The following is a 15,493-nucleotide window of genomic DNA, read 5'->3' on the forward strand; positions in this document are numbered from 1 at the left end:
TCGCATAGTATTAGCCATATTTCCCATACTATCCGCACTGAATTAAGAACAAGTGGGTAAAGTTTTATATCAATATTAAGCAAGTATGGTGGAGAAAAATTATATAAAACCAAGTCTATTATACAAACTATGAAATCGTTAACATTAATTGTTAAATGAAAGGATAGATAATAAATGAAAAAAATATTATTTCTGTTCAGTTTCTCCATTGTCTCCATATTGGCAGCATGTTCAACTAGCAAATCAGATTCTGATGAAAACTGGACACCGGAAAAGCCGATTGAATTTGTTGCACCCGGCGGGGCAGGTGGCGGATGGGATACAACAGCCAGGATGTCAGCAAAAGTTTTTAAAGAAGAAGGCATAATAAAAAAAGATATTGGCGTTATTAACAAAACCGGTGGCGGAGGAGCTGTAGGTTGGGCATATATTGCGGAAAAAGCTGGAAATCCGCACCACTTATTTATAGCTTCTCCTCCGTTAATTGACGTGCCATTAAATGGGCAATCTCAATATGATCATACTGATTTCACACCGATAGCAAATGTAATTGCTGATTATGGAGCATTTGTTGTTAGGTCAGATGCAAAATGGAAAAATTTAAATGATCTATTTACAGATATGAAAAAGGACCCTGCAAAGATTACGGTTATTGGATCATCTTCACCAGGAAGCATGGATCATATTCAGTTTGTAAAAATTGCAAAAGAGGCCGGTGTCGATATTACGAAGATTAAATATATTTCTGAACAGGATGGTGGAGAACTTACAGCTTTATTAAATGGTAGCGCCGATGTCTTTTCTACAGGGGTTGCAGAAACGATCGAACAGGTCAAAGCAGGAAAAATTAAAGTTCTGGCAGTAACGTCTGAAGAAAGACTTAAAGGAGATGTTATTTCTGAATATCCTACGGTAAAGGAACAGGGGATTGATTCCAGTTTTGTCAATTGGAGAGGTTTCTTTGGCCCGTCTAACTTGGATGAACGTGCTGTTGAATATTATGTCTCCAAGTTTAAAGAATTAAATCAATCTGAGGCATGGAAAGAAATACGTAATAAATATGGCTGGGATGAATTATTTATGTCCGGAGAGGAATACAAAGCATTTTTAGATGAACAAAGAGAAGAAGCTAAAGATTTATTGGACGAACTAGGGTTAGCGAAAAAATAAAAATTGTGCATTCTTTTTTTGCGTATAATAAGTTTTGAAGATTTTCATGGCTTTAGTTTAGCTAATAGAAGGAGCGTTTATCCCGCATGTAAGGTGCTGTAAGACTCCCACTTCAAAATCTTGAGTTGATACAAAAGGTCTAAGTGGGAGAAGACGGCACCTAAATGCCCGATTCGTTCAACTAACATTCCATGTAAAAAGCATTCACGGAATGAAGTTTCACTTTATCCCGCATGTAAGTTGCCGTAAGACTCCCACTTCAAAATCTTGAGTTGATACAAAAGGTCTAAGTGGGAGAAAACGGCACCTAAATGCCCGATTCGTTTAAGGGCCTTTAGGTCATACCCCCTGAGGTACTAACATTCAGTAGGAGATGGAAGAAAACTTCTACTGAATGAAGTTTCACTTTATTAAAGCTACGAGAAGTGCTCAACACAAACAATTAGAAAGATATTTTAATCAGTCTATTTTAATATGAAATGGATTTTCCTATTTACAAGTAAAAGGTGGTTCGATCTATGTTAAAGTCATTAAATAGAAAAATAGCCATATTATTGTGGATTATCGCTTTCGTTTATCTTATCTTCTCTTTCAACTTACCTGCTTATCCTTATGTACCAGTAGATTCGGATGTTTTACCAATTATTTTAGGAATACTACTTTTTTTACTAGCTGCAATTCTTTTCTTTATGAAGGATGAAGTCGTGGATAAGAAAAAAGTCAACATTACTCAAAGTGATCTATTTAGACTATTGAGTGTCCTTTTGTTAATTGTTATCTACGTAATCCTTTTAGAAATAGTAGGTTTTCTTATTATTACTATTTTGTTTATCTTTTTTTGCTCGTATCTATTAGGTTATCAAAAACATATTATTAATTTATTAACCTCTGTTTTAGTGCCATTAACATTTTATCTATTGTTTACAAAATTATTACAAATAAAATTACCGCAGGGAATCTTGTCTTTTTTCTAGGAGGGGTTTTAGTTGGGAGGTTTTGAAGGGATATTATCTGGGTTCCAAGTTGCATTTAGCTTGGAAGGAATTGTGTTTGTTTTTATTGGTGTTTTGGCAGGGACTTTTATTGGGATGCTACCCGGATTAGGACCTATTTCTGCTATTGCTGTTATGATTCCGATATCTTATGGGTTTGACCCTACCATTGCACTGGTTATGATGGCAGGAGTTTACTATGGAGCTGTGTTTGGAGGCTCGACTTCATCAATTTTATTAAATGCTCCAGGTATTTCTGGTACGGTAGCAACTGCTTTTGACGGTCACCCAATGGCAAGACAGGGGAAAGCTGGAAAAGCTCTTGCAATTGCAGCCATTTCTTCATTTATAGGAGGAACGGTTGGGGTTGTTTTATTAATGCTGTTTGCTCCTATGCTTGCTTCTGTAGCAATTGCATTTGGTCCACCGGAATACTTTGCTTTAATGTTTTTAGCGTTAACTGCTATTGCAAGTTTATCAGAAGGCTCACTTGTGAAAGCACTTATTTCAGGTGTACTTGGATTTATGTTTGCTACAGTAGGAATTGATTCACAAACTGGAACTCCTCGTTTTATATTTGGAAATGCCAATTTACTAAGCGGAATTGAATTCCTTGTCATCGCATTAGGGTTGTTTGCTTTAGCAGAAGTCTGTTTTCTAATTATTAATTCAAAAAAAGAAAATAAAGAAATACAGCAAAATATAGGGAGTTTAAAACTATCAAGATCGGATTTTAAAGAGATGAAAGGACCTGCTACAAGACAGTCATTACTAGGCTTTATTATAGGTGTTTTACCTGGAGCCGGAGCTACCATTGCTTCTTTTATTGGGTACATATTTGAAAAAAAACTATCCAAGAACCCTCAGAGCTTTGGTAACGGCTCTATAAAAGGTTTGACAGCTCCCGAAACGGCTAATAATGCAGCTACTAGCGGTGCTTTTGTTCCATTATTAAGTCTCGGTATTCCTGGTTCAGGTACAACTGCTGTTTTATTAGGTGCTCTCCTTGTGCTGGGTGTGCAGCCGGGGCCTCTTTTGTTTGAGGAGCACCCAACGTTGTTTTGGGGTGTCATTGCAAGTATGTATATTGGCAATGTATTTTTATTAATTTTAAACTTACCACTTATTCCATACATTGCAAAGATATTACTCATTCCTCGACCATTACTTATATCATTAGTTATTACATTTTGTATGATAGGTGTTTATGCAATTAGTTTTAACACGTTTGACTTGTATTTACTATTATTGTTTGGCGTAATCGGCTTCTTTATGCGATTGGTTCATTTTCCAGCGCCTCCTTTTATATTAAGTTTTATTTTAGGGGGTATGATTGAACAATCTTTGAGACAAACGTTAACGATTTCAAATGGTAGTTTAGGTATATTCATAGAAAGACCAATAGCAATAATATTCCTGATCTTAGCTATTTTAACGATTGTTATTCCTTTTTTCAGTAAAAAACCAATAGAACCGTGAAGGTGGAGGTTATCATGAAAAAAATAAAATTAATAGCGACTGGTGGAACAATTTCCGCACAAGGAAAAGATAGGCTTGATATGAAAGACTATCAAACGGGTGTTTATTCAGGAGAAGATCTTTTACAAAAAGTTCCTGAGATAAATGAAATAGCAGAAGTTGCTATCGTTCAATTGGCTAATTTTAGTAGTACCTGTATGAAAAGTTCACATTGGTTAGAATTACAAGCTATGGTTAATCGTGCACTTAATGAAGATAGCTATGATGGCGTTGTCGTAACACATGGAACGAATACTTTAGAAGAGACTGCTTATTTTTTACATTTAACAATGAATAGTAATAAACCTGTCGTTTGTGTAGGAGCACAGCGCCCTTCTACAGCTATTGGTTCTGATGCAATTAGTAATCTTTTTAATGCGATTAGGGTTGCAGTAGATGAAAAATCTACTGGTAAAGGAGTGCTTGTTGTTTCTAACAATGATATTAACTGTGCTCGTGAAGTTGCAAAAATAAGTACGTACCGTTTGGAGACTTTTCAATCAGGTGAATTGGGATTTTTAGGTTATATTGACCCGGATGATACCATTCACTATTATCGAAGTCCTGTTAGAAAGCATACGGTTCAATCCATCTTTGCGAAAACTTCAGCTATAAAATTACCCCATGTCGCCATTGTTTATTCTTATGCAGGTGTTGATGGCGATCTGATTCGTTTTATTTCAAACAGTAAAAAATACTCCGGTATCGTTATAGCTGGAACTGGGGCAGGTCGATGTTCACCAGAAGAAAGTGCCGCACTTAAAGAAGCAGTAGAAAGTGGAATGGTAGTGGTCAGAAGTCGACGAGTTCATGAAGGACGTGTTGTTCCAATTGATAGCTTTAATGAATTTGCATGTGTTACTGCGGATAACTTATCACCACAAAAATCCAGAATATTACTTATGCTCGCTCTCACTTTAACTGATAGTTTATCAGATATACAAGAGATATTTAATGAATATTAAGTTCAATTAAAGAATGAAAATGTCTGGTACCCCTGCATATCAGGGGTTACCAGACATTTTTAGTTTGGGTCTAATCAATTGTAGCTCGAAATGATTTAACGCGGCCCAATATAGGATGCGACTTATACAGCAATGTTATTCCTCATCCTTTTCTAATTTCAATCCACCCTCAAAAAAACTATGTTTTCCTTCATAAACCGGTCACTACTTAGTATTAAAAAAGAATAAGGTTGTTATGAAAGTAAACGATATTGTTCATTTTTTGAATATGGGCATTTGGAACTTTTATATTTCCATTTGTTGCTTATTTTTTCACTCGCTTTTGACGTAGGTATATTCGATTAATGTAAAAAATTGCTCTTCTATGTCTTCAAAGTTGTCATTCATTTGAATTCGCTTAGTGTCATAAAGAAATGCTCTATAATAAAAACGGTGGGGCATAACCTCGTTTATTTTACATTACTTCATTCCAGACATATTTTGCAAAATATGTTGAATGACCTGTATCCATATAGTTTAAATCATCAAAACATGTTAAAAATTTACCATTTTTATTTCATGGCTCTACAATCAAAAATCTTAAGCTTTTTGCAAGTGATTAAATTGTGATTTAAACTATCTAGCTCAGTAATGAAAGCGTTTCAAAAATATTGAAGTTATTTGATCTTTTATAGACGAATGATAACACATATACTAGGGTTAAGGGAGGTGATTACTTATAAATAGGAGAGCAAGAGAGATACTGCGTCGTTTCTTAAGTAACAATGCTTCTTTTTCCATCTCGGAGCTTGCAAAAGAGTACGGGGTAAGTGAAAGAACAATACGTTATGATTTGGAAGAAATTGATGATTTTTTAAATGAAAACGAATTCAGTCCGTTAGAACGAGTTATTAAAATGGAGATTCTTTTACCTAGTAACAAAGCAGATAAAAATAAACTATTTAAATTATTAAGCAAGGATAATGAGAAAAACTACATTTATACTTCTGAAGAGCGTATAGATATTATGACTCTCATTTTAGGATTAAGTAAGGATTATGTTACTCTAAATAAACTCTCACATGTTTTGGATGTAAGTAGAGGGACCATTAAAAATGATCTTAAAAAATTAAAAAGAGAATTATCCTTTTTAAATTTATCCATTGAATCTATGCCTCATTATGGGATAAAAATCGTAGGAAATGAATTAAATATTCGAAAGAGAATAGTTTATCTTCTCTTTCACCGCTTTAAGTTACTTTCAACTTCGAAAGTATTGAAAGAGAATGCTGTTCCTCTAGGAGATAATATTTATGAAGAAATTTTAGCAAACTTAGGAAATATTCATTTAAACTATCTAAAAAAATTGGTTGGGGTAGTGGAAATAGAATTAGATAAAAAGATTTCTTATGATTCCTTTAGCTTGTTATTTTATTATCTTCTTTCAATGGTTATTCGTTTAAAAAATGGCTTTACTTTAAATAAAGATAGTTCGAATTATAAAAGCTTATTAGGATCGATTGAGTATAGAGCTGCTTCTACGATAAAGCGATTAATCAAATACAAAGACGATTCATTCATCATTTCTCAAGAAGAGACTGGTATCATTGCAGAATTAATTTCCGGGTCCCAAATCATGCATACTGATGACTTTTATTTAGAAAAAGATGTGAAATTAAGAATAATTGTTAAACACTTAATAAGTGATGTTAGTAAAAAAATAAATATCGATTTAACTAGAGATTCTCATTTATTCTATTCACTGCTAGAGCATTTGCGACCAGCTCTCCAAAGATTCGATAATCAAGCTTTCATAAGTAACAATATAGTACAGGAGATACGAACGGATTATAAAGAGTTATTTATAATTGTCTCGGAAAGCCTTGCACTTTTAGAGTTGGGGACAGAGGAAATAGCTTATCTGACCATCCATTTTTTATCCAGTATTGAACGGTTACTGCCGAAGAAGCAAAAAAAGCCGAAAGTACTACTTGTTTGTAATAGTGGGATTGGGACTGTAAATTTGATAGAAGCCCGTGTGAAGAAAAATCTAGAAGTCTATATAGTCGATGCGATCCCCCTACATGATCTAGAAAGAACTTTACAAATGGATAAAGTAGATTTGATTATCTCAACGATACGAATATTTGTAATGGATATACCTTGTATTTTTGTAAATCCGTTTATAACGGAAGAAGATTTGGATAACATCCAACAAAATTTGTTCAGTATTAAACAAAGAAATAGGTCTATGAATAATAGATTAAAAGATTATTTCAGTAATTGCCCTTATTCAAAAACAGATAAAAAAAGGGGAAATTGTGCTAATGCAAAAGAAAAAGATGTACAGATTGGGGTTGTTTATGAACCAATGCTTAAAGATGTGTTAACGGTTGAGACAACAAGATTAAATGTTAAGGTGGACGACTGGGAAGAAGCTGTAAAGAAAGGTGGTGAACTACTTCTTCAAAACGGGTATATTGAACAGCCTTATATTGATGCCATGATTCAAAGTGTTAGAGACAATGGGCCGTACATTGTGATCGCTTCCGGGATTGCTATGCCACATGCTAGACCAGGCGAATTTGTAAATAAGATCGGGTTCAGCTTAATAACATTACAAAATCCTGTGAATTTTGGACATAAAAAGAACGATCCTGTTTCTACAGTTATATCTTTGTGCGGAGTTGATCATTCTACCCATTTGCGTGCTCTTCAAGGTTTGATGAAGTATTTAAATGACAGACAATTTTTAGAGTTACTGAAGAATGAAACGGAAGAGCAAAAAATCATAGATTATATAAATAAGAAGTAAGGGCATATGACAGATTTTTCATTGTATAGAAAAGAGTACCTTCAAATAATTTAGAAAATTTTAAAGAATAGTTTACTTCATCTAAGTACTTCATAGAATAAAGTTCAGGTAGCAGGAAATGTGTGTCACTAATGATCAGCATAACATAGGTGATATTGCAGAAAAAATGATGGTATTTACCGCATAATCTGTCGCAATTACTTACGCAGATAATGATGATAACCTATGATGTTATTTTTGTTTGGCAAGCTGAAGAAAAGGATAGCAAGGTTATTCTATTAGAAATGCAAGTAATGTTGAGCACTAACAAAATAGTTAAAATTAAATTGGAGGAATAACGATGTTGTACAAAAATTTTTTTACAAACATTGAAAACATGTTACATCAGGTGATTGAAAAAGAGGGAGAGAAGATCGTTCAAGCGGCGGTTGTAATAGGAGAATCAATGAAGAAGAACGGTGTGCTTCATGTGTTTGGTTGTGGACACTCGCAAATGTATGCAATGGAATTGTTCTATCGAGCTGGAGGACTTGTACCAGTGAATGCAATACTTTCTCCTCCACTATCTTTAGAACCCTCCGCTCCATTAAGTACTTTTTCCGAGAGGCAGGAAGGACTGGCGAAAGTAATATTGGATCGAGAAAATGTCCAGCCACAGGATGTAATGTTAATCATTTCTACATCCGGCAGGAATGCTGTGCCAATTGAAATGGCTATTGAAGCAAAAAAGAAAGATTTACAGGTTATTGCACTTACCTCTTTATTTTTTTCTACAGAAGTAGAATCAAGATATAAAAATGGGAAAAAACTATATCAATTGGCCGATGTAGTCCTTGATAATCATGGAGAGCCCGGAGATGCAATTATGGAAATATCAGGTTTAAAGTCCAAATTCGGATCTACTTCTTCAATTATTGGGTTTACGATTTTACAGTCTATTATTGTCCAGGTGATTGAGAATTTAGTAAAAGACGGTGTAGAGCCGCCAATATATGTCAGTTCGAACCTTGATAAAGGGGATCAAATTAATCAACGTTTTATAAAAAAATATCGCAATCGAATAACTTGTTTATAAATGGAGGGATACTATGGAAATTATTACTGTATGTGGAATGGGGTTTGGAACCAGCTTGATGTTGAAAATGACGGTGGATGAAATATTGGAACAAGTAGGAATTAAAGCGGAAGTTAGTGCATTGGATGCAGGTTCAGCTAAAGGAAGAAATGCGGATTTAATTATTACTTCGGCAGATTTAGAGTCTGCGTTAGAAGGGGTGGAAGCAAATAAAATATTTATTGATAATCTCACAGATGCAGATGAAGTAAAGCAAAAACTGCTTCATTATTTGAATAAAGTAAGTAAATAGACAATTTGTACGGGCATTTGGAAACTCAAATGCAGCAAATCTAGCAAATTATTTAAAAGGGAGGGTTTACGAATGTTAAAAGCTATTGCAGAAATTCTTACTGTACCGGCAGTCACGTTGGGTTTAGTTGCATTGTTAGGTCTTTTGCTGCAAAGAAAAGAATTTACGGAGGTCATCAAGGGAACGATTAAGACAATATTGGGGATATTGATCCTAGGTGCTGGTGCCTCTTTAATTGTAACCAACTTAACCCCCTTTGCCACCATGTTCGAGGAAGCATTTCAGCTAAAGGGAGTAGTTCCGGTAGATGAGGCAGTTATTGCTGCCTTGGTTGATTCTGTAGCTGCCATTGGTAGAATGACTTCTTTTATATTGCTCTTTGGTTTTTTAACGAATATAGTATTAGCCCGAATAACGCCATTTAAATATATATTCTTAACGGGTCACATGATGTGGATACTCGCTGGGGCACTTGCATGGGCTTTTCATGACTTAGGTGTATCGGAAACATATGGTATCATTTTCGGTTCATTGATTAACGGAATGGTCTTGGTTTTATTACCGGCTTTAGCTCAACCTATTGTGCGAAAAATAACGGGACATGATAACGTTGCCTATGGGCATTTAACTACTGCAGGTGTAGTTGCTTCTGCATGGGTAGGTAAAATGTTTGGAAATCAAGAACAGGACAGTGAAAAGATTAAAATGCCTGAGAAGTTAAGCTTCTTTAAAGATACAGCTATATCGGTTTCATTAATTATGCTTATAATATACCTTATTACCGCACTTTTTGCTGGACCTGAAGTGGTGAATCCATTATCTAATGGACAAAATTATATCGTTTTTAGCATATTAAATTCCTTTGGATTCGCAGCAGGAGTGCTTGTCTTACTTCAAGGAGTAAGGATGTTTCTTGGGGAAATTATACCAGCGTTTCGTGGTATAGCATTAAAGGTTGTTCCAGGTGCAAAACCCGCTTTGGATGTACCAATATTTTTCCCGTATGCGCCTAATGCGCTTATGCTTGGTTTTATATTCTCCATTATCGGTATGGTCGTAGGAATGCTTGTCTCTACATTGTTTGGTACCATCGTTCCGTTACCGTCCATTATCGGCGGATTCTTTACAGGAGGTATTGCTGGGATATTCGGGAATACGTTGGGTGGAAGACGTGGAGCAATGATTTCGGGATTAATTTATGGAATTATATTAACCGTTCCAGTAGCTCTGTTCTATCCTTTATTTGGTTTAGAAGTATATGGTGTAGAAGGGCTTGCTTTCTTGGTACCAGATGGGATTATCGTTTTGGCTTTAATTAAGCTCTTCTTTGTTTTGGAAATTCCGATTATCGGTTTAATCGTTACGCTAGCTGCTTTCATCCTGTTAAGTGTGTTTTATAGAAAGAAGATCAATAAAGCAAACCTAGAATAATTGATAGCGACTTGGTAATATTAAAATCTTTTAAAGAAAGAAGTTGAATGAAAGAGAAAATAATTATTATTTACAACGTAGTGTTCGTGGGTACAAACATTAGTATGCACATTTTTATAATTCGTTTTTAATGAATAAGAAAAGCTCATTAATATTCATGGAGCTGGGACATAAAAATAGCACAAACCGAACAATTCATTTATGTGATTACCCCCAAAAGTTAGAGTTTTATTATACAGTTGATTGGCTGGATTGCGTTCGATACTCGACTGGGCTCAGCCCGGCCAATTTTTCTTTTATTCGTTCATGATTATACCAATAGATATATTCTTCAATCCGACTTTTTAATTCTTCATAGCTTACTAATTTTTCTCCATAATACATTTCTTGTTTTAAAATGCCAAAAAAATTCTCCATGGAAGCATTATCCGCACAGGTTGCTTTTCTAGACATGCTTTGGAATACTTTATTCTCTTTTAATGTTCTCACCCATTGGTTGTGCTGGTAATGAAAGCCTTGGTCAGAATGGATGGTGGTGCGATAGGTTGCATGATTCTTTATTATCTCTATCGTTTCTTTTAAAGGTTCTATGACAAGATCTAACGTTGGACGTTCCTTGATTTTATACGCAATAATTTCTCCGTTATAAAGGTCAAGAATCGGATTTAAATATAACTTCTCTTCACTTAGACATTTGAATTCTGTAATATCGGTTACTAATTTTTGAAGAGGAATTGGCGTGTTAAAACGGCGAGACAATCGGTTTTTCGCCACTTTTCCAACGTTTCCCTTATAGGAATTGTATTTACGGGATTTTCGCATAAATTTCACACATTTCAATCCCAATTCGCACATAATGCGATATACTTTTTTATGGTTGATAACGTATCCTAATTTATTTAGTTCTCTAGTAATACGTTTATAGCCATAACGTTCATGGAACTTTTTAAATAAATCTATAATGATTTTTTTTAGTACTTTGTCTGAATCTTCTCTGCCAAAATTTTTCACATGATAGTGATAGGTTGCTTCAGGTATGCCCACAGCAAGGAGAATATCTTTTAATCGGAATCCTTCTTCTTTAAGTCCAAATGCTACCTTTGCCTGTGCTTTTCGTGGAAGGCATTTGGATTCTCCCGAAAAGCTCGTAGCTTTTTTAGGTACGCATTTTCTAGCCTTAATAGTTCATTCTCTCGTTCTAATATTTCTTCACGTGTTAACTTTTTTTCTTCCTTTTTCTTCCGTTTATTGGGTTTCTTAGACATAGAAGACTCCCCCTTTGGTTTCAGGCCTTCTACTCCTTGTTCCTTAAATTCTTTCATCCAGCGTCTAATTAAGGAAGGGTTGTTCAATTTAAATTGAACAGCAGTTTCTAAAAAAGTAGCACCTGTCTTTAACACAAATTGTATCGTATTTAATTTAAATCGAACAGGATAAAACTTCCTAGCTTTTTTTCTTTTTAACCCATCCATTCCCTGAGACTTATAGACTTTCACCCATTCAAATATTGGTGTTGCGCTACCCATATTATATTTTTTTGCTAATAATTTATATCCTAGGTTGCCATATAAATACTCGGTGACAAGATTTATTTTAAATTCTTCACTATATTTAGCCATAAAAACACCCCCGAAAATTAGATTTCTACTCTAACTTTGGGGGGTCGGTACCCACCATCATTTAAAATTAAATTGGAGTAATATGTCGTTATCTACTATACTGATTGTAACAATCTATTGATACGTGTTTTTTAAAAAATACTGTTCGAATCGGGGTGGGATGATGAACTCTCGACAGTATGCAATCATTCAATTGCTTGATTATGCTGAAAGCGAACCACTAACCAGTGCTCAACTATCTGCTGAGATCAATGTGAGTCCGAAAACAATCAGAAATGATATCAAAGAATTGAATTCCATGTTAACAAGCTATGATATACACATTCAATCGAAGCGAGGGAAAGGCTATCTGTTAAGGGCAAAAAATAGAGATCATTTGGAGCGTTTTTTTCTTCATTATGCAAAAAAAGCTTCTACTATGATTCCGGTTGAATCTGAAGCGCGAGTTCACTTTTTAATGAAAAGATTGCTTTTTCATTCAGACTATATCAAAATAGAAGATTTACTTGCTGAATTATTTGTAAGTCGGTCCACTTTACAAAGTGATTTAAAAACAGTGCGAAACATTTTGCAATATTATAGCTTATCGATTGAGCATAAACCTAACTACGGCATGAAAGTTATAGGGAAAGAAGCGTCGATTCGTTTTTGTATTTCAGAATACATTTTTAACCAACAGCCAATATGGTTGGAAGGTCAATGGTTAAACATATTGTCAAGCGAAGAACTAGATATAATAAGAGAAGCAATTCTAAAAAATATTAGGAAACATCAGATCACTATTTCAGATATTAGTTTACAAAATTTAATGGTTCACCTTGCTATTGCCTATAAACGAATAAAAGAGAATAATCCTGTTCAAATTTTAAAAAAAGTTTTTTATGACTTAAAAGACAAAAAGGAATATAGGGTAGCTCAAGAAATATTAAAAGAGATTGAATGCAATTTAGACGTCCATTTTCCGAAAACGGAAATAGTTTATTTATCCATCCACTTAAAAGGGACAAAGTTGACATTCTTTACAAATGAAGCAATAGATTTGGAAATGGATACAAAGATATATCATGTAGTCCAAGAAGCAATACAGCATATTGACAAAACATATGGCTTACAACTATCCAGAGATAAAGAACTTCTAAATAATTTAACACTCCATCTAAAACCTGCTATCAGTCGTTACCAATACCAGATGAATATACGTAATCCAATGTTAGAAGAAATAAAGATGAAATGTCCTCTCTCATTTGAAGCGGCATTAACAGGCGCAAAGATAATTTATAAGAAACTAAAGATTCGGGTTAACGAAGATGAAATTGGTTATATAGCTCTCCATATTGAAGCTGCGCTTGAAAAGGCAAAGCGTTCTTCTGTTGGACGCAAACAATGTTTAATTGTCTGTGCATCCGGGCTGGGGAGTTCACAGCTGCTTTTACATAAACTAACCAATCTATTTGGGCAAAAACTTGAGGTTGTTGGCATCACGGAATATTATAATTTAACTCAGCACAGTCTGGAGGATATAGATTTTATCGTGAGTACCATACCTATTAGGGAGAAATTAGCTATTCCGGTTATCCATGTAAGTACAATCCTTGGAGATATGGATGTTTTGGAAATTGAACGGGTTTTGGAGAATTCAGTTGCAAATATAGGAGATTATATATTACCTGAATATACTTTCTTTAACTATGATTTTAAAACGGTCCATTCGATTATTCAATTTTTAACAAGTACGTTAATAAACGATGGGAGAGCTGATAAGAATTATACATTATCTGTTTTGGAACGGGAAAGGAAAGCTCCTACAAGCTTTGGTAATCTGGTGGCTGTACCACATCCCCTTGAACCGGGAACAAATGCTACGTTTTTATCTGTTCTTACTTTAAAGAAAGCCATAACATGGGGAGACAAGCAAGTTCAATTGGTTATACTGCTCAATGTTAACAAGACTAATAAAGAAGAATTACAACCAATGTTCCAATCACTTGTGAGATTAATTGATAATAAACAGACCGTTTTTAAACTGTTAGCATGTAAGACATATGCCCAAATGAAAAATATTATAAGAACCGTTTAAAAAGTATAGCAAAAGACCGCTACTGCTGGGTGCTTTTGCTTTTTACATTTTAGTAGAAAACGAACCGTTGAAATAATTCTCGGTAAAGACTGTTAAAATGTTCAATTAGGGTCGAGCATTTGCATACTTTTTTGATATCATTATTTTTTTGCCATTGGCAGCGGTAAAAAGGTGTCTTATAATGAATGCGCTTTCACGATAGAATGAAGGTAAGAAATGAAAACAGGAGAGAGGATGGTCATCGATGAAAGGATTAAAAATAGCTGTGATAGGGGGAGGATCTTCATATACACCGGAATTATTAGAAGGTTTGATTAAAAATCAAAAAGTTTTGCATGTAGCAGAAGTTTGGTTAGCAGATGTAGTTGCAGGACAAAAGAAGTTAGCCATTATAGAAGGCTTAGCAAAACGTATGATTCAAAAGTCTGAATGTCCAATTAAAATTATTGCAACTTTTGATAGACAAGAAGCAATAAAAAATGCCGATTACATTATTACACAAATTAGAGTTGGACAACTTGCCATGCGACGTTATGATGAATATATCTCCATTAAGCATGGGGTGATAGGTCAAGAAACAACTGGAGCCGGGGGATTTATGAAAGCTTTACGAACGATACCAGTGATTCTTGATATTTGTAAAGATATCGAAAAACTTGCTCCGAATGCTTGGTTGTTGAATTTTACAAATCCTGCAGGTGTTGTTACAGAAGCAGTTTTGAAACATAGTAATGTAAAAGTTATTGGCCTATGTAATAATCCGATTAATTATTATAAAAAATTCTCCGAAACTTATAACGTTTCTGTTGATGATGTTAGTATCAGTTTCACAGGCATCAATCATTTGATTTGGATAACGGATTTATATATTAAAGGTGAGTCAAGAATAGAGGATATTTTCAATGGTTGGTCGGATAGTTACGAGGCAAAGAATATTCCTGCGTTTGGCTGGGACTTGGAGTTTTTGAAATCATTGGGTGCTATTCCTTGCGGCTATCATAAATATTATTATCAGTCGGATCGTATTTTGCAAGAACAACTTGAACAGTTTAAGCGAAATGAAACCCGTGCTGATCAAGTACAAAAAATTGAAAAAGAACTTTTTACTATTTATCAGAACCTTGAACTAAACGAGAAACCAAAAGCTTTGGAACAGAGGGGAGGAGCTTATTATTCAGAGGCAGCTGTTAATTTGATTACATCTATTCAATTGAATAAAAAAAATGTGCATACACTAAATGTTCGCAATAACGGATCCATTGCATGTTTACCTAATGACGTCTGCATAGAAGTAAATTGTGTAGTGGAGCGACATCAAATTACACCACTACAAGTAGGGGCAGTACCTCCACAGATCAGGGGGCTTTTGCAAAATGTTAAAGCATACGAAGAATTAACTGTGGACGCAGCTGTATATGGAGACAAAGATCTTGCTCAGCAAGCATTAACATTACATCCACTTATCCCATCTGCTGAACGAGCAAAAGCTATTTTAAAAGAAATGTTTATCGTAAACAAAGAGTTTTTACCACAATTTACTTCATTACTATAAGGGGGAAA

General features: G+C 34.6%; 12 protein-coding genes. 10 read left to right on the forward strand and 2 right to left on the reverse strand.

What is annotated here, in order from left to right:
- Positions 1-174 precede the first annotated feature (174 nt).
- The 8 genes from BN1066_RS11315 (at position 175) to BN1066_RS11350 (ending at position 10,237) form a co-directional block, all read left to right on the forward strand.
- Positions 175-1,170 carry a tripartite tricarboxylate transporter substrate binding protein gene (locus tag BN1066_RS11315; protein ID WP_077319545.1) on the forward strand — a complete coding sequence of 332 codons (996 nt, stop codon included), beginning with the start codon at positions 175-177 and terminating at the stop codon, positions 1,168-1,170.
- 518 nt (positions 1,171-1,688) lie between these two features.
- Positions 1,689-2,144 carry a tripartite tricarboxylate transporter TctB family protein gene (locus BN1066_RS11320; RefSeq protein ID WP_077319547.1) on the forward strand — a complete coding sequence of 152 codons (456 nt, stop codon included), beginning with the start codon at positions 1,689-1,691 and terminating at the stop codon, positions 2,142-2,144.
- A 12-nt stretch (positions 2,145-2,156) separates the two neighbouring features.
- Positions 2,157-3,641 (forward strand): tripartite tricarboxylate transporter permease, encoded by a 1,485-nt coding sequence (locus tag BN1066_RS11325; RefSeq protein ID WP_077319549.1) that lies wholly within the window; start codon positions 2,157-2,159, stop codon positions 3,639-3,641.
- A 14-nt stretch (positions 3,642-3,655) separates the two neighbouring features.
- Positions 3,656-4,645, forward strand: coding sequence for an asparaginase (locus tag BN1066_RS11330; RefSeq protein ID WP_077319551.1), 990 nt, complete (start codon positions 3,656-3,658; stop codon positions 4,643-4,645).
- Between the two features lie 739 nt (positions 4,646-5,384).
- The gene (locus tag BN1066_RS20455) at positions 5,385-7,439 is read left to right on the forward strand and encodes a BglG family transcription antiterminator (RefSeq protein WP_281250287.1); all 2,055 of its coding nucleotides are present in this window, start codon (positions 5,385-5,387) and stop codon (positions 7,437-7,439) included.
- A gap of 340 nt (positions 7,440-7,779) precedes the next feature.
- A complete protein-coding gene (locus BN1066_RS11340; RefSeq protein ID WP_077319555.1) occupies positions 7,780-8,514 on the forward strand; it encodes a sugar isomerase domain-containing protein in 735 nt (244 codons plus the stop codon).
- A 13-nt stretch (positions 8,515-8,527) separates the two neighbouring features.
- On the forward strand, positions 8,528-8,806 hold the full coding sequence (locus BN1066_RS11345) for a PTS sugar transporter subunit IIB (protein WP_077319557.1): 279 nt from the start codon (positions 8,528-8,530) through the stop codon (positions 8,804-8,806).
- 72 nt (positions 8,807-8,878) lie between these two features.
- Positions 8,879-10,237: a PTS ascorbate transporter subunit IIC gene (locus tag BN1066_RS11350; RefSeq protein ID WP_077319559.1), complete on the forward strand. Its 1,359-nt coding sequence runs from the start codon at positions 8,879-8,881 to the stop codon at positions 10,235-10,237.
- Positions 10,238-10,468: 231 nt separating this feature from the next.
- On the opposite strand, the gene BN1066_RS11355 is transcribed toward BN1066_RS11350, so the two are convergent.
- Positions 10,469-11,419 carry an IS3 family transposase gene (locus tag BN1066_RS11355; protein ID WP_143695707.1) on the reverse strand — a complete coding sequence of 317 codons (951 nt, stop codon included), beginning with the start codon at positions 11,417-11,419 and terminating at the stop codon, positions 10,469-10,471.
- A complete protein-coding gene (locus BN1066_RS11360) occupies positions 11,332-11,856 on the reverse strand; it encodes a helix-turn-helix domain-containing protein (protein WP_077319561.1) in 525 nt (174 codons plus the stop codon). Before BN1066_RS11360 ends, BN1066_RS11355 begins: the two co-directional genes overlap by 88 nt.
- Positions 11,857-12,019: 163 nt before the next feature.
- Here BN1066_RS11360 and BN1066_RS11365 point away from each other — a divergent pair, with 163 nt between their 5' ends.
- Entirely contained in the window at positions 12,020-13,933 is a 1,914-nt protein-coding gene (locus tag BN1066_RS11365) for a BglG family transcription antiterminator (protein ID WP_179104364.1), read from the forward strand.
- A 244-nt stretch (positions 13,934-14,177) separates the two neighbouring features.
- Complete coding sequence (locus BN1066_RS11370) at positions 14,178-15,485, forward strand: 6-phospho-beta-glucosidase (RefSeq protein WP_077319565.1); 1,308 nt, start codon at positions 14,178-14,180, stop codon at positions 15,483-15,485.
- The last annotated feature ends 8 nt before the right edge of the window (positions 15,486-15,493 follow it).

The organism is Virgibacillus proomii (genome assembly GCF_900162615.1).
Taxonomy (GTDB): domain Bacteria; phylum Bacillota; class Bacilli; order Bacillales; family Amphibacillaceae; genus Virgibacillus; species Virgibacillus proomii.